Origin of the sequence: Azomonas agilis, assembly GCF_007830255.1 — a bacterium.
Taxonomy (GTDB): Bacteria; Pseudomonadota; Gammaproteobacteria; order Pseudomonadales; family Pseudomonadaceae; genus Azomonas; species Azomonas agilis.
Window position 1 is genome coordinate 44,107 of the sequence record NZ_VLKG01000002.1, and the last position, 16,202, is coordinate 60,308.

Below are 16,202 nucleotides of genomic sequence, written 5' to 3' on the forward strand. Positions count from 1 at the left end.
GAGCCTTCTTAACGACTTGTGTTAGTGAACGCGCTGACCGGGTTTAGCGCCCGCATCAGGGCTGAGCAGGAAGATTTCCTCACCGCCGGGGCCAGCCGCCAGCACCATGCCTTCGGACAGGCCAAATTTCATTTTGCGCGGCGCGAGGTTGGCCACATACAGCGTCAAGCGGCCTTCCAGCTTGCTCGGGTCTGGGTAGGCGCTCTTGATGCCGGAGAACACATTGCGCTTGGCATCGCCGATGTCCAGCGTCAGACGCAGCAGCTTGTCCGCACCCTCGACGAATTCGGCCTTTTCAATCAAGGCAATCCGCAGGTCTACGGCTGCGAAGGCATCGAAGTTGATTTCGGGGGCGAGGGGTTCTTTCACCAGTTCGCCGTTACCCGCAGGCGCAGCAGGAGCTTCAGCGGCGAGGTCTTCTTTAGAGGCTTCAATCATGGCATCAATGTTTGCAGATTCAATACGGGTCATTAGGGGGCTAAAGGCGTTGAGCTGATGGTTGGCTAGGGGTGTGCTCAAATCAGTCCAGCTCAAAGGCGCGACCCTGAGGAAGGCTTCGGCATCGCTGGCCAGCTTAGGCAGCACGGGTTTCAGCAGAATCACCAATTGGCGGAACAGGTTCACGCCCAGCGCGCAAATGGCCTGAACCTCGGCCTGTTTGCCTTCTTGCTTGTTCAGGGCCCAAGGCGCTTTGTCGGCGATCCAAGCATTGGCGCGGTCAGCCAGTGCCATGATTTCGCGCATCGCACGGGCAAAGTCACGGGCTTCGTAGGCTTCGGCAATGGAGGGGGCCGCCTGTTGGAACGTGGCCCAGAGTTCCGGTTCTGGATTGGCATCCACCAGAACGCCTTCGTTGCCCTTGAGGATAAAGCCGGCGCAGCGGCTGGCGATATTGACCACCTTGCCCACCAGATCGGCGTTGACCTTTTGCACGAAGTCTTCGAGGTTCAGATCGAGGTCATCCACGCTACGGCCCAGCTTGCTGGCGTAGTAGTAGCGCAGGTATTCCGGATTTAAGTGATCCAGATAGGTGCGCGCCTTGATGAAGGTGCCGCGCGACTTGGACATCTTCTGCCCATTCACAGTCAGATAGCCGTGGACGTTCAGGGCGGTAGGTTTGCGGAACCCAGCTCCTTCTAACATCGCAGGCCAGAACAGGGCGTGGAAGTTGACGATATCTTTGCCGATAAAGTGGTACAGCTCGGCGCTGGAGTCTTTGTTCCAGAACGCATCGAAGCTCAGTTCAGGGCATTTGGCGCACAGGTTTTGGAAGCTGGCCATGTAGCCAATGGGGGCATCCAACCACACATAGAAGTATTTGCCGGGCTCGTCGGGAATCTCGAAACCAAAGTAGGGTGCATCGCGGGAGATGTCCCACTCTTGCAGGCCGGTGTCGCTGTCCAACCATTCGGCGATTTTGTTGGCCACCGCTTCTTGCAAGGCACCGCTGCGCGTCCATTCTTTCAGCATGGCGGCAAATTCCGGCAGCTTGAAGAAGAAGTGCTTGGAGTCTTTAAGTACCGGTGTAGCCCCGGAAATCGCTGAGCGCGGATCTTTTAAGTCCGTGGGCGCATAGGTAGCGCCGCATTTTTCGCAGTTATCGCCGTACTGATCTTCAGCGCCGCATTTAGGGCAGGTCCCCTTGATAAAACGGTCGGCGAGGAACATGCCTTTGTCGGGGTCAAAATACTGGGTTACGGAGCGGGTGTTGATATGGCCCGCATCACGTAACTTAAGATAGATCGCCGCCGACAGAGCGCGGTTTTCTTCCGAGTGGGTGGAGTGGTAGTTATCAAAGGCCACGCCAAAATCGGCAAAGTCGGCAGTGTGTTCGGCCTGAACCTTAGCAATCAATTGCTCTGGAGTAATACCTTCCTTCTCGGCCCGCAGCATAATGGCAGAGCCGTGGGCATCATCGGCACAGACGTACCAGCATTGATGGCCGCGCAGTTTTTGGAAGCGCACCCAAATGTCGGTCTGGATGTACTCCAACATATGACCCAAATGAATCGAACCGTTGGCATAGGGCAGGGCGCTGGTAACGAGAATCTGGCGAGTAGGAGACATGATCGACTTAATCTGGGAAAGCGGGGAAGTGGGCCACTATAGCGAGTTATGTAGCTTTTTTCACCCGCTCTTAGGGAGGGACGGCGGTTAATAGAAAGGCTGGTATTTTAAACTAGCACTCTGCTATTAATTGAGTTGTGTGCAGTATTGAAATACGGCGCTGGTATAGCATAAAAATGCTAGAAAATGGATTTCATCAGCAGATATTTGGCATCTAAGGCTATTTTTTGCAAGACTTCACTCGAATTTAAGGGTTTAGTTCTGATGCGGTATACATTTTGTTACCGTGCGTGTTCCGCTAAATACGGCTTAACTTTGCCATTTTTGAGGGTGCAATTATGAGTTTTGTGAGCCGTGAATTGGTTGAGGCGACCCTAGCCCGTTTGAGTGATCCCCATTTAGATCAAGATCCTGTCAGCGCGGGTTGTCTAAAGTCTGTGGAGATTCAAGACGGACGGGTCTTGGTACAGCTCGAATTAAACTACCCCGCCGCCCAGTTTAAAAATGGTTGGGCCCAGATGTTGCGCATGGCGTTAGAGCATTTGGAGGGCGTAGATCAGGCTCAAGTCGAAATCAGTTGGAGCATACCCAGTCACTCCGGGGTTGTGGGTGTGCCTGCTGTAGCCCAAGTTAAAAATATTATTGCGGTGGCCTCGGGTAAAGGTGGTGTGGGCAAGTCCACCACAGCGGCTAATTTGGCCTTAGCTCTGATGCGTGAGGGGGCCCGGGTTGGGGTTTTGGATGCTGATATCTACGGCCCGAGTCAGGGGATTTTATTTGGAATCCCTGAAGGCACACGCCCCGAAGTTCGTGACCAAAAATGGTTTGTTCCCCTAGAGGCTTATGGAGTGCAGTTAATGTCCATGGCCTTCTTAACTGACGATCGTACCCCGATGGTATGGCGTGGCCCGGTGGTTTCTGGAGCTTTGCTGCAACTGATCAATCAGACCGCTTGGGACAATTTGGACTATTTGATTGTAGATATGCCGCCGGGAACGGGGGATATTCAACTAACCTTGGCTCAAAAGGTTCCGGTGGCAGGAGCGGTAATTGTGACCACACCACAAGACCTCGCCCTGTTGGATGCCTGTAAAGGAATTGAAATGTTCCACAAGGTCAATATTCCCGTGCTAGGGGTTGTGGAAAATATGGCCGTGCATGTCTGTACCCAATGTGGGCATGTGGAGCATCTGTTTGGCACTGGAGGGGGTGAAAAGCTAGCCAGCCAATATGGGGTTGGTGTGCTTGCTTCCTTACCCTTGGCTATGGATATTCGCACCCAAGCTGATGCAGGTCGTCCTACTGTCATTGCAGAGCCTGAAAGCCCCATTGCCCTGTTGTATCAGCAGTTGGCTCGTTTGGTAGGCGCTAGGTTGGCGCAGTTGGATCAGCGTTTAGATCCAATGCCAATGATTGAAATTGAACCCTAACTCAGGGCCTGATGATTGCTAGGGAGCTGGTCGTTTTGTTGCCCCATATACCTCAGAAGAGTCAGGCTATATCTCCAGACTCCCCAAGCTTTGTAAGCCAATGTACCGGGTTGACGGATGCAGAGCGGCAATTATTGTTGAGTTTAGAGTGCGGTGAGGTGAGCCCTATACCCTCAAGGGCAGAGGACTACCATCAATTGACGGCGGCTGAGCAGCTAGAAATCTTGCAGTTACAGCACGAAATTCTGGCCACCGTGGTTCAAAGCCGCGAATACATGGATGTACTGTGCCAAATCTGCCGTTTAGAGGAGCGTTTACTGCCAGACTCTGTGGCCTCTGTCATGCTGTTGGACGAACAACAGCGGCTAAATATTTTGGCAGCCCCCAGTATACCTTTAGAGGTTGCAGCACGTTTTAATGGCTTGTGTCCAGGGCCCTATGCAGGATCCTGCGGTAATGCAGTCTATCGCCGAGGGGGAATTTTTGTCAGTAATACGCTGATTGATCCCCGCTGGAAAGATTTGCGGCCTTTAGCTCAGGAGTTGGGCATTTTATCCTGCTGGTCAGTCCCCATTTGGGGATTACAAGGGCGTTTATTAGGTACCTTTGCCCTGTCTAGCTTTGTGCATCGTGAGCCGAGCATTTTTCACCGTAAAGCCTTGGAAATTGCCGCAGCCATTGTGGGCGTGGTGTTGGATCGTCAGTTTCAGACTGAGCACCTCAATCTGTTAGGCAAGGTGTTTGAAGGCAGCAATCAAGCCATCATGATTACGGGCCGACGGGCGCATATCCAGTCGGTAAACCAAGCTTTTATCCGCATGACTGGCTATGAAGCGATAGAGGTTCAGGGCGTGCGGCCAGGCCCTCAACTTCTGATTTCTGATCGGCATGGCTCCGCATTTTACAACGGCCTGTGGCGCACTCTGCTGCGGCGAGACTATTGGCAAGGCGAGGTTTGGATTCGGCGTAAAGATCAGGAAGTGTTTCCTACTTGGTTGAGTTTGACCTTGGTGCGTGATGGAAAGGATCAAGATATTACCCATATCGTAGGGTTCTTTTTTGATATCTCTGAGCAAAAAGCCACCGAAGATCGCCTTGCCTTTCTCATCGGACATGATGTGCTGACCGGATTACCCAATCGGTTGATTTTACGCACCCGTTTGAGCCAAATCCTTATGCAAGCGGAACGACGACACCACCGCGTAGCACTCCTGTACTTAGACCTAGACGGTTTTAAGAGTGTTAATGCCTCCTTTGGGGAGTTAGGTGGCGATGAGCTATTGCGGATCGCAGGTCATCGGATTGCGGATCAATTGAATGATGGCGTTTTGTTGGCGCGCTTGGACTCGGATGAGTTTGCTATTGTCCTACCTACCGTTACCGATTTGCAGCAGATTTCGTGGTTGGCAGAGCGGGTACTAAACAGTTTTGCCCAACCCTTCCAAATCTTCGAGCATGAATTGGACTGTACCCTGTCCGTAGGCATCTCTCTGTATCCCGAGGATGGTCTTGATCAAGATAGCCTGTTGAAAAATGCACGTAATGCGATGGAGCACGCCAAACGGGCTGGGCGCAATACCTACCACTTTTATGCCGAGTTTATGAATACCCATTCGGACGACTCCCTGATTCTGCGTAATAGCCTGCGTCAGGCGCTGGCCCGAGGCGAGTTCTTTTTGGAATATCAGCCCCAGATTGACCTATTGACGGGGCGCATCATTGGGGCTGAGGCGCTCGTACGTTGGATGCATCCAGAACGAGGACGTATTGGCCCTGTAACCTTTATTGAGCTGGCAGAGCAATGTGGTGTGATTATCCCGCTCGGAGAATGGGTATTGCAGGAGGCCTGCCGCCAAGGTGCGATTTGGCATCAGCAAGGATATTCCCTTGTGATAGCCGTCAATTTATCCAGTGTGCAATTTAAACGGGGTAATTTGGAGCACAGTGTGGTGCAGGCGCTTTCTGCTTCAGGGTTGCCCGCCCATTTATTGGAGCTGGAGCTGACCGAGTCGATTCTAATTGAGAACACCACCGGCGTATTAAATACGGTACAGCGCCTAAAATCTTTGGGCATTAAGCTGTCTATTGATGACTTTGGAACCGGTTATTCCAGCTTGGCTTACTTAACCCGCTTAGCGGTAGATAAGCTGAAGGTAGATCAGTCCTTTGTGCGTTTTATGACCGAAGTGCCGGCCAATGCGGCCATCATTCGAGCCATTATTCAGATGGCCCACAGTTTGGGGCTAAAAGCTATTGCAGAAGGCGTAGAGAATGATCGAGCGCGGCAGTTCTTGCTAGCAAATCACTGCGACGAGGCACAAGGCTATTGGTTTAGCAAACCGGTTTCAGCGCAGGATTTTGTAGCACTGTTGGAAGCAGAAGAGCAGCGGGATGTCTGAGGTCTATTTTGGGGTCTACGCGCCTGCTAGAGTTTATGTCACATTATTCACTCCACCATTTTGACCTCTATTTGGCCCACCCCCATGATTGCCAGTAAGCTGCCCCACGTGGGAACGACTATTTTCACGACCATGTCTCGTCTAGCAGCCGAAACGGGTGCGCTGAATCTATCCCAAGGATTTCCAGATTTTGACGGCCCACCTGCCTTATTAGAGGCGGTAGGGCGGCATGTGCTGGCTGGGCACAATCAGTATGCCCCCATGATTGGTTTACCCGCGCTGCGGGAGCAGGTTGGGTTAAAGATTCAACGCCTCTACGGTCGTATCCTAGATATTGAGCAAGAAATAACTATTACGCCTGGTGCCACCCAAGGGATTTTCTGTGCTATCCAAGCTTTGGTGCGTGCAGGAGACGAAGTGATCGTCTTTGATCCCTGCTACGACAGTTATGAGCCTTCGGTACAATTATCTGGAGGGCATTGCGTGCATGTGCCTCTACAGCCTCCAGAGTTTGCTATGGATTGGCAGCGTGTTCGGGAAGCTATCACGCCCCGTACCCGTTTGATTATCCTTAACTCACCCCATAATCCCAGTGGCGCGGTATTAAGCCCAACCGATTTAGACCAGCTAGCGGCCTTAATTCGGGATCGGGATATTTACCTGCTCAGCGACGAAGTCTATGAGCATCTGGTGTTTGACGGTCAGCAACATGCCAGTGTCCTGTGCCACGATGAACTGTACCACCGCGCCTTTGTAATCAGCTCTTTTGGCAAAACCTGCCATGTAACCGGTTGGAAAACCGGCTATGTGGTAGCTCCGCCCGCGCTCTCAGAAGAGCTGAGAAAGATACACCAGTACGTCAGTTTTGCCGGAGTTACGCCGTTACAGTGGGCTTTAGCTGAGTTTATGGCCGCTCACCCTGAGCATGTAACAGAGCTTCCGGGCTTTTATCAGCAAAAACGGGATTTATTCTGTCAGCAGCTAGCACATTCGCGCTTTAAATTTGTACCCACAGCGGGTACTTATTTCCAGATTGCGGATTATTCGGCAATATGCCCCGATCTCCCAGATTTAGAGATGGCTTTTTGGTTAACACGTGAGCAGGGCGTGGCCTGTATTCCAGTATCTGTGTTTTATCAACGGCCACCTGCCGACCTGCGTTTGGTGCGCTTTTGCTTTGCAAAACGCGAAGATACGCTACGTCAGGCTGCTGAACGGCTGTGCCGGGTATAGGACAGACTTGGCTGCGGGCACCTGTTTTTCTTTGGAGACTGTGATGCGTGACTTAGCTGCTCTGCCTGATCTTAAGTTAGCGCTGGTGCAAACCAGCATGCATTGGCAGGATACTGCCGCCAACCACGAGCATTTTTCGGCCCTGTTGGAGCAGGCACAGGGGGCTGACTTAATCATCCTGCCGGAAATGTTCACCACCGGCTATTCGATGGATGCGGTCGCCTTGGCTGAGCCCGAAGATGGGGTAACGCGCCAATGGATGCTTAATCAAGCTAAAAAGCTCAATGCCGTGGTCACTGGAAGTTTGATTGTTCGGACATCCGATGGCAGTTACCGCAACCGTTTGTACTGGGCCCGTCCAGACGGTACCCATGCCAGCTACGATAAGCGTCATCTGTTTCGCATGGCCGGTGAGCACAAGCACTACAGTGGCGGTGAGCGGCGTGTGCTGTTGGAAGTAAAGGGCTGGCATGTGCGCCCACTGATCTGCTACGACCTGCGTTTTCCAGTCTGGAGTCGCGATCCCTACGATACTGACTTGCTAATTTATGTGGCCAGTTGGCCTAAAGCGCGGCGGGATGCTTGGAATCGTCTACTCCCAGCGCGTGCGATCGAAAACCTTTGTTATGTAGCAGCGGTTAACCGAGTAGGTATGGATGGCAAAGGCTATCCTTACAGCGGTGACAGTCAGGTTTTAGATTTTCAGGGGGAAACGCTGTGTGCCGCACAGGAAGAGGATGGAGTCTTCCTAACCACGCTTACAGGTGCCGCTTTGGCCACTTATCGGCAGCGCTTTCCTGCTTATCAGGATGCCGATGCTTTTGAGCTTAAATTTTAGCCGTTTGAGTTTGGATAAGCTGTTGTTCAAAGCGATCGGCAGGGAGTGGGTAGCCAAACAGGTACCCTTGGAAGTTTTGGCATCCCGCTTCAGTGAGGGTTTGTCGTTGTTCGGGCTTCTCGACTCCTTCGGCTAATACTTCTAAACCAAGGCTATTACCTAAGGCACAGATGGCTCGAATAATCGCTAGGCTGTTGTCATCGTTAGGCAGTGATTGAACGAAGGTGCGGTCAATTTTTAGCTGATCTAAGGGTAAGCGGTGTAGATAGAGCATGGACGAATATCCAGTGCCAAAGTCATCAATAGAGAAGCGAATTCCCAGTACCCGTAACTCATCCATGCGCTGTGCAGCTAAGGGCATATCATCCAACAGCAAAGACTCAGTGAGCTCCAGCTTGAGTTGATGGGGATTGGCCCCGGTTTGTTGCAGAATTTGGGTGAGGTATTCCACAAAGTCCGGTTGATACAGCAAAGAGGCGCTGATATTGACCGCCACTACTAAGGAGGCCAGTTCTGTTTGATCAACCCAACGGGCTAATTGGCAACAGGCGTGTTGTAGTACATAACGATCTAAGGCAGGCGTTAAACCGGCTCTTCGGGCGCTGTCCATAAATTCGCCCGGGAGCAATAGGCTGCGTGTGGGGTGTTGCCAACGCACCAGCACTTCAGCCCCGATGAGCTTGGGCTGATGGTCGTATTGTGGCTGAAAATATAAAACCAGTTGCTGCTCTTCTAGGGCAATGCGCAAGTCCTCTTCTAAACCAAGGCGTTGGTTGAGTAGATCTTGCATTTGCGGATCAAAAAAGCGTAAGCGGTTCTTGCCCGCTTGTTTGGCTTCATACATGGCAATGTCGGCCCGCTTCATCAACTCTTCTACTTCTTGGGCGATACAGTCGGTAGTTGTGTCACGGAATAGGGCGATACCAATACTGGCACTGCTGTGCAAAATCAGATCATCAAGGGTGTAAGGCTGACTCAGGCTTAGTAAGATGCGTTCTGCGAAGTGGCTGACGTGTTGCTGGGCTTCTTGCACATTGGTTTTTAAGCCCTCTAGTACAATGACAAATTCATCACCTCCTAGGCGGGCTACGGTATCTCCTGCGCGTACTTTATCGGTGAGGCGGTGGGCTACTTCACACAGGAAGCGGTCACCCGCAGCGTGCCCGTGGTGGTCATTGATGTTTTTGAAGTTATCTAAGTCAAACATCATCAAGGCCGCATATTGGCGTGTCCTTGTACTGGTGCCTAAGGTTTGCTGGAGGCGCTCAAAAAGCAGGCGGCGGTTTGGTAAGCCTGTGAGCGGATCGTAAAAGGCTAAGCGGTGAATGTGGTGTTCAGCCGCTTTTTGCTGGCTGATGTTGGTTTGGGCAGACACATAGTGGGTAATTAGACCCTCTGTGTTGTATATAGCACTGATAGATACCCAAGCCGGATAGACCTCCCCAGTTTTACGCCGGTTTTGTAACTCACCTTGCCAGCTACCCGTGTTTAAAATGCTGTACCACATGGCTTGATACAGGCTTTTAGATTGCAGTCCTGAGCTGAGTATGCGGGTAGATTGTCCAATTACATCTTCTGGGGTGTAGCCCGTCATCCGACAGAAGGCTGGATTGACTTGAATAATCTGGTTTTTTGCATCTGCAATCAGCATCCCCTGCTGTGACTCAAAGGCAATGGCAGCCACTCGCTGTTCTTGCTCGGTTTGAATACGCTGTGTTACTTCACGGATAAGTACGGCCACGGCTGGAGGGCTGTCGGGAACTAAATAAATCCGGTGGGCACATCCTTCAAAAAAGCGGGTGCCTGTTGTAAGGGGGAGGTTATAGTCTAAATACTGCGTATTAGCGCTGGCTAAAGTTTTTTCGATTAACCGTTCAAATTGCTTGGCGGGCCAAGGGGGTAAAAAATCCTGAATACGCTGTCCCTGTACCTCCGTCATATTAGCGCTATCGAACGGGGGAATAGAAGGATAAGTAGGCCGAACTTCTAAGCAATATCCTTGCTGATCCAAAATCAGCAGCGTATCTGGGATTGCCTCAAGGAGTATGGCCAAAGGTGGTTCTTGTTCAACAGGTAACCTTGCAGGTTTCAAGCGTTTTAGGTGCAATAACCAACCCAAGCCCAGAACTAGAATGGGCAGCACTCCAAGGAAAAAAAGTCGAGTGAGCAAAATATTCTGAGCATTTAGCTCGGAAGACAGCCACGCTTTCTGAAGTAAAAGTTGGCCAATACCCAAGATTAGGCCACATCCCAGTAAAGGTAGAGGCTTAAATGAATCTTGCGGGCCTCGTCGAATGAGTTGATAACCTATACCCACACTGAGGGCCAGCAAGCTGCTGCTGACATTTAGGCCGATACTGTGGTTCTCTTGAAACGCGAGGGGAGTCAAACTGATGAGGCTGGCTAAAACAGCAACAGGTCTCTGGGCAAAAGCCGCTCCTATCAGCAGGGGAAGTGTGTGGAGACTTAGGGTAAATTCATTCCCTATATTAGGGGCAAGCCATAATCCCAACGCGCTGATTGCACCCAATAAACAGCCGTAGCGCAATTCTAATTGTGTGCCTTGAGCCTGCATCCAATTAGGGTAGTAAAGTTGTAAAAGTAGGCAAAGAGCCATTAATGCAATGGTATTCCCGAGCAGTATCTGAATCATAATTGTCATTATCCCGCTCGATGCGGTCAGAGTCACGCATATCAAAATGCAGTGAAGACTAGCTCCTGATTTTGCATTGGCAAGCCGCTTTAAGAAAATATTTTGAGAAACCCTCAATATTTTAAAGGGGAGCAAGTGGTTCTGAGTTTTTGACATTCTCCCCACTATACATTCTCCCCACTATCAAGGATGGGGCTTTCCGCGTATCTCGGTAAAATGCCCCGAATTCACTGGGGAGACTGAGCGGGATGTTCAGATGATAAGGCTTAGGGATTGGCTGTCGTTGCCTCTTGGATTGTTGACACTGCGCTTTCTGCCCGAGCTACCTTCCGCTTGGATTATAGGCTTGGGATTTTGTATCGCCTTGCTGCTATGGCCCTATGTTCGGCCTTTTGCCCTCTTTTTGCTGGGGTTAGGTTGGGCCTGTGTGCAAGGGCATTGGGCTTTAGAGCAACGCTTGCCCGCGTCTCACGATGGGCGAACATTTTGGCTTGAGGGACAGGTTGTAGGGTTGCCAGAGTACAGTGAATCTGTCGTGCGCTTTGATTTGGATTCAGTAACCTCCCGGCATATCGGGATACCTGCACGCATTCGGGTATCTTGGTACAAAGGCCCAAAGGTGCAGGCTGGTGAGCGTTGGCGTTTAGCCGTTACCTTAAAACAGGCCAGAGGAAGTATTAATCCCGGTGGTTTTGATTATGAGGCTTGGGCCTTAGCGCGGGGCTTGGGTGCGGTGGGAACCGTTAAAGCCGGCCAGCTTGTACAGGGCGCTGAGTCTTCCTTAGGTGGTTGGCGAGATCAATTAAGGACGCGTCTTTTAAGCATTGAGGCAACAGGTCGGGCGGGTGGCTTAGCAGCCTTAGTTGTGGGCGATGGCTCGGGTTTATCTCGTGCGGATTGGCAGGTATTGCAAGATACCGGCACTGTGCATTTGATGGTCATTTCTGGACAGCATGTCAGTCTGTTGGCGGCGGTATTGTTTGCTGGCGTAGCACTGCTATTCCGTTGGGGGATTTGGCCCCAAACGCTGCCTTGGCTCCCCGTCGCTGTAGGTCTAGCTTTATTCGGTGCTTTGGGTTATGGCTGGTTAGCCGGTTTTGAGGTTCCGGTACAGCGGGCCTGTTTGATGGTGGCTTTGGCTCTGATATGGCGTTTATGTTTTTGGCATTTGGGTGTCTGGCTGCCTCTATTAGTCAGTTTGACACTGGTTTTAGTGATCAATCCCTTGGTGGGCTTGCAGGCTGGATTTTGGTTGTCCTTTGCAGCGGTTGCCTTACTTATCCTTGGGTTTTCAGGGCGTTTAGGCCGTTGGACAGCCCTTGTCTCTTTATGGCGGGCTCAGTGGTTAATCGCTGTGGGCCTGTTACCGCTTTTGCTGGCTCTGTCGCTGCCCGTTAGCTTAACCGGGCCTATTGCCAATTTAGTCGCTGTACCTTGGGTCAGCATCTTAGTGGTGCCTTTGGCTTTATTGGGGAGCGCTTTGCTATGGATTCCTCCCTTGGCTGATCCTTTGCTGGGACTGGCGGGTTATTTATTAGAGGGATTGTTTCAGTTGTTAAGGGTTTTAGCGACATGGCAATCGGCTTGGCAAGCACCAGAGCTGAGTTGGGGGGTGAGGCTGTTATTAATCTTAGGCGCTCTGCTGATGGTTTTGCCGGCGGGTCTACCTGTGCGTACTTTGGGGTTGGTTCTGTGGCTACCTTTGTTCTTCCCATCCACAATAGTTCCAGCAGCAGGGCGAGCAGAGGTCTGGGTATTAGACGTGGGGCAAGGTCTATCGGTTTTGATTCGCACGGCTCAGCACAGCCTGCTATACGACACTGGCCCTCGTTGGGGCGATTTGGACATGGGCGAGCGGCTGGTGCTGCCCAGTTTGCGTGCCTTGGGTGTACAGCGTTTGGATCGCTTAATACTCAGCCATGAAGATAACGACCATGCGGGTGGCCTGCTGTCGATTGTTCAGACGATGCCCGTCCTTGAGGTGATGAGCGGTACTCAAGGTGCCTTAGCTCAGGGTTTAGGTGCTAAGGATTGCCAAACAGGCAGTACATGGGAATGGGATCAGGTGCGTTTTTCCCTGTGGCGTTGGGAGCAGGCCCGCGATGATAACCAGTCATCCTGTGTGTTATCGGTGGAAGCCTCTGGGGAGCGCCTGCTGTTGACTGGGGATATCGACCAGCGCGCTGAACGCGCTTGGCTTACCTCCGATGGAGCTGGTCAAGCGGACTGGCTTCTGTTGGGTCATCATGGTAGTCGTACTTCCAGTTCGGCTACCTTTTTAAAGGCAGTGCGACCTCAAGCAGCCTTGGTATCACGAGGCTGGGGCAATTCCTTTGGTCATCCACATCCTGAGGTTGTGCAACGCTTAGAATCCTTAGGGATTTCTCTGTTTGATACCGCAAAGCTGGGCGCTTTACGCTTGGAGCTGGGCGCTAGGGGCTCGCTTGAGGGGCTACGAGTGCGTCAAAGATTTTGGTTTCGCCTCTGAGTAATCCCAGCAGCGCTCTATGATAGAGTGCAGCAATTTATAGGAGGTGCTTTGTGTGGGAATTGATTGAGGCAGGCGGCTGGCTGATGTGGCCGATTTTGCTGTGTTCTGTGGTAGCCAGCGGCATAATTTTAGAGCGTTTGTGGACGTTACGAACTCGGCGGGTAGCACCCCCTAATTTACTGGGTGTTGCGTGGGGGCTGGTGCAGGAGAAGCGCTTAAATAATCGTGCGTTGAAAGAATTGCACAGTAACTCACCTTTAGGTGAGTTGTTTGCAGTGGGTTTGGCCAATGCCCGTCATGGCCGTGAGGTAATGAAAGAATGCCTAGAAGAAACAGGCGCTCGGATTGTTCACGACTTGGAGCGTTACCTCAATGCGTTAGGTACTATCGCTGCTACTGCGCCCTTATTAGGGTTGTTGGGCACAGTTTTGGGAATGATTGAGATTTTTAGCTCCTTTATGGGGACATCAGGTGCAGCTAACCCAGCCGTACTGGCCGGTGGTATTGCTAAGGCTTTAATCACTACCGCCGCCGGTTTAATCGTGGCTATTCCTGCCTTGTTTTTTCATCGTTACCTGCAACGTCGGGTGGATGAGCTGGTCGTGGGTATGGAGCAAGAAGCCATTCGCTTAGTCGAGATGGTTCAGGGTGATCGTGAAGTCAATCTGGATGAGGGCAAAGCGTGAAGTTCCGACGTAAGCCACGGGAAAACGTGGAAATTAATCTGGTTTCCCTGATGGATGTCGTCTTCATCCTATTACTGTTTTTTGTTGTCACCACCACCTTTACCCGTGAGACACAGCTTAAGGTTGATTTGCCGGAGGCCGTCAGTGGTACCCCATCGGAGTCATCAGCCGAGCGTAAGCAGTTGGAAATCGTGATTGATGTAACGGGAAACTTTTCTCTAAATGGCCAAGCCCTAGTTCGGAATGATCTGGACACCCTAATGGCCGCTTTAGAAAAGGAATCTGGGGGGGATAACAGTCTGCCGGTAATGATCAGCGCTGATGGACAGGCTCCGCACCAATCCGTTGTGATGGCGATGGATGCGGCAGGCAAGCTGGGTTTTTCACGTCTCAGCATCGCTACCTTAGAGGCCGCTCCCTGATGTCTTTGGCCCGTTGGATGCAAAAGGCTTGGTATCAAGGGCATCCCTTGATGCGCAGCTTAGCGCCCTTAGCAAGCTTATACCAATGGGTTGTGGTGCGTCGTCGCCAGCGCTTCTTGAGTGGGCAAAGTCCCTGTTATCGCGCTCCGGTGCCTGTGTTAGTGGTGGGGAATATTACCCTCGGTGGCACGGGTAAAACGCCGCTGATTCTGTGGCTGATTGAGCACTTACGGGCTCGTGGGCTGCGGGTTGGGGTGGTTAGCCGAGGGTATGGAGCCAAGCCGCCTAGCCTGCCGTGGCTTGTTCAGGCTGGGCAAGCGGCGCAGGTGTGTGGCGATGAGCCTCTGTTGATCGTTGAGCGCACCGGCGTGCCCTTGATGATTGACCCTCAGCGTCCTAGGGCTGTTGCCGCACTCTTAGCCCAGGAGCCGTTGGATATTGTGCTATCCGACGATGGGCTTCAGCACTATGCTCTAGGGCGCGATCTGGAATTGGTGCTGATGGATGAGCGCGGGCTGGGCAATGGTCGTTGCTTGCCTGCTGGGCCTCTACGAGAGCCGGCTGAGCGTTTACAGAAGGTGGATGCCGTGCTTTGCAACGGCGCTACAGAAGACACCTTAGAAGGTTTTGCCCTGCAGTTAGTGGCGCAGGATTTGGTGCAGCTCACGACAGGCCAGCGTTTTGCCCTAGAACACTTTCCAGCGGGGCAGACCCTGCATGCGGTGGCTGGGATTGGGAATCCAGCACGGTTTTTTGCCACGATTCGGCAATTGCGTTGGCATCCGATAGAGCATCCTTTTCCTGACCATGCTCGGTACCGGCCTCAGGATTTTAACTTTCAATCGGCCCATCCTGTGCTGATGACCGAAAAAGATGCCGTGAAATGCCAGAGTTTTGCCCAGCCAGACTGGTATTATATACGCGTACAGGCGCAGCCTTCCCCAGCATTTGTCCAGTGGCTTAATCAGCGGCTGGATACTCTGATTGTTCAATCATCCACACCTAGCTGAACAGGTGGCTTAGAGGTTGTATGGATAGCAAACTGCTCGATATTTTGGCCTGTCCCTTGTGTAAAGGCCCTTTAATTCTGACTTCGGATAAAACCGAGTTGGTGTGCAAGCACGATGCACTGGCCTATCCCATTCGTGAGGGTATCCCGGTGATGCTGGAAACAGAAGCCCGTACGCTGACGGTTGATGAGCGCTTGGATAAATGAGCACGCCCTACAGTGTGGTCATTCCTGCACGCTACGCCTCTACGCGTTTACCAGGCAAGCCGCTGCTGGAGATTGCAGGCTTACCTATGATCCAGCACGTTTGGGCGCAGGCTCGGCACAGTAGTGCGCAACAGGTGGTCATTGCTACGGATGATCCGCGTATTTTCGAGGTATGCCAAGGCTTCGGCGCTGAGGTTTTGATGACACGGCCTGAGCATGAGTCGGGTACGGATCGTTTAGCCGAGGTGGTGGCGCAGTTGGGATTAACTCCTGAGCGCATTGTGGTCAATGTGCAGGGAGATGAACCCTTAATTCCTCCTGCGGTGATTGACCAAGTCGCTGCTAATTTGGCAGCCCATCCTCAAGCGGCTATGGCGACCTTAGCCGAACCTTTGAGCACGGCGGAGGCGCTGTTTAACCCCAATGTAGTGAAGGTAATCAGCAATCAGCAAGGCATGGCCCTAACCTTTAGCCGTGCTCCCTTGCCTTGGGCGCGGGATGCTTTTGCTCAGGCTCCGAATCAAATGCCGGCTGATGTTCCTTACCGGCGGCATATCGGCATTTACGCCTATCGTGTCGGTTTTTTAGCCGACTTCGTTTCTTGGGGGCCGTGTGCCTTAGAGCAGACTGAGCGTTTGGAGCAACTACGGGCACTATGGCACGGTTGTTTGATCCATGTGGCGGATGCCTGTACCCCCATCCTTGCCGGTGTGGATACCCTTGAGGATTTGGAGCGAGTACGCCGTTTATTGGAGGCTCGTTAATTC

The 16,202-nt window shown here is 52.1% G+C and carries 12 protein-coding genes; 10 read left to right on the forward strand and 2 right to left on the reverse strand.

The window, feature by feature from the left end:
- Nucleotides 1-21 precede the first annotated feature (21 nt).
- Nucleotides 22-2,067: a methionine--tRNA ligase gene (metG, locus tag LX59_RS02555; protein WP_144570287.1), complete on the reverse strand. Its 2,046-nt coding sequence runs from the start codon at nt 2,065-2,067 to the stop codon at nt 22-24.
- Nucleotides 2,068-2,405: 338 nt separating this feature from the next.
- Between metG and apbC the strand changes: the two genes are divergently transcribed.
- The 4 genes from apbC to LX59_RS02575 all read left to right on the forward strand — a co-directional run bounded on the left by apbC (nt 2,406) and on the right by LX59_RS02575 (nt 7,967).
- On the forward strand, nt 2,406-3,497 hold the full coding sequence (apbC, locus tag LX59_RS02560) for an iron-sulfur cluster carrier protein ApbC (RefSeq protein ID WP_144570288.1): 1,092 nt from the start codon (nt 2,406-2,408) through the stop codon (nt 3,495-3,497).
- 35 nt (nt 3,498-3,532) lie between these two features.
- Nucleotides 3,533-5,896 carry a putative bifunctional diguanylate cyclase/phosphodiesterase gene (locus LX59_RS02565; protein WP_170234319.1) on the forward strand — a complete coding sequence of 788 codons (2,364 nt, stop codon included), beginning with the start codon at nt 3,533-3,535 and terminating at the stop codon, nt 5,894-5,896.
- Nucleotides 5,897-5,980: 84 nt separating this feature from the next.
- On the forward strand, nt 5,981-7,129 hold the full coding sequence (locus LX59_RS02570) for a pyridoxal phosphate-dependent aminotransferase (RefSeq protein WP_144570290.1): 1,149 nt from the start codon (nt 5,981-5,983) through the stop codon (nt 7,127-7,129).
- Between the two features lie 43 nt (nt 7,130-7,172).
- Nucleotides 7,173-7,967: an amidohydrolase gene (locus LX59_RS02575; protein ID WP_144570291.1), complete on the forward strand. Its 795-nt coding sequence runs from the start codon at nt 7,173-7,175 to the stop codon at nt 7,965-7,967.
- Here the strand turns inward: LX59_RS02575 and LX59_RS02580 are convergent.
- Nucleotides 7,957-10,620: a sensor domain-containing protein gene (locus tag LX59_RS02580; RefSeq protein WP_170234320.1), complete on the reverse strand. Its 2,664-nt coding sequence runs from the start codon at nt 10,618-10,620 to the stop codon at nt 7,957-7,959. The two genes, LX59_RS02575 and LX59_RS02580, sit on opposite strands and share 11 nt — an antisense overlap.
- Before the next feature lie 256 nt (nt 10,621-10,876).
- Here LX59_RS02580 and LX59_RS02585 point away from each other — a divergent pair, with 256 nt between their 5' ends.
- Genes LX59_RS02585 through kdsB form a run of 6 tightly spaced genes read left to right on the forward strand, consistent with a single transcriptional unit; the run spans nt 10,877 to nt 16,199 of the window.
- Nucleotides 10,877-13,108 carry a DNA internalization-related competence protein ComEC/Rec2 gene (locus LX59_RS02585; RefSeq protein WP_144570293.1) on the forward strand — a complete coding sequence of 744 codons (2,232 nt, stop codon included), beginning with the start codon at nt 10,877-10,879 and terminating at the stop codon, nt 13,106-13,108.
- Between the two features lie 53 nt (nt 13,109-13,161).
- Nucleotides 13,162-13,797 carry a MotA/TolQ/ExbB proton channel family protein gene (locus LX59_RS02590; RefSeq protein WP_144570294.1) on the forward strand — a complete coding sequence of 212 codons (636 nt, stop codon included), beginning with the start codon at nt 13,162-13,164 and terminating at the stop codon, nt 13,795-13,797.
- Complete coding sequence (locus LX59_RS02595) at nt 13,794-14,219, forward strand: ExbD/TolR family protein (RefSeq protein ID WP_144570295.1); 426 nt, start codon at nt 13,794-13,796, stop codon at nt 14,217-14,219. The genes LX59_RS02590 and LX59_RS02595 overlap by 4 nt, the downstream gene beginning before the upstream one ends.
- Nucleotides 14,219-15,229 (forward strand): tetraacyldisaccharide 4'-kinase, encoded by a 1,011-nt coding sequence (lpxK, locus tag LX59_RS02600; RefSeq protein ID WP_144570296.1) that lies wholly within the window; start codon nt 14,219-14,221, stop codon nt 15,227-15,229. The genes LX59_RS02595 and lpxK overlap by 1 nt, the downstream gene beginning before the upstream one ends.
- Before the next feature lie 20 nt (nt 15,230-15,249).
- Nucleotides 15,250-15,435: a Trm112 family protein gene (locus LX59_RS02605; protein WP_144570297.1), complete on the forward strand. Its 186-nt coding sequence runs from the start codon at nt 15,250-15,252 to the stop codon at nt 15,433-15,435.
- Entirely contained in the window at nt 15,432-16,199 is a 768-nt protein-coding gene (kdsB, locus tag LX59_RS02610; RefSeq protein ID WP_144570298.1) for a 3-deoxy-manno-octulosonate cytidylyltransferase, read from the forward strand. Before LX59_RS02605 ends, kdsB begins: the two co-directional genes overlap by 4 nt.
- Nucleotides 16,200-16,202: the final 3 nt, after the last annotated feature.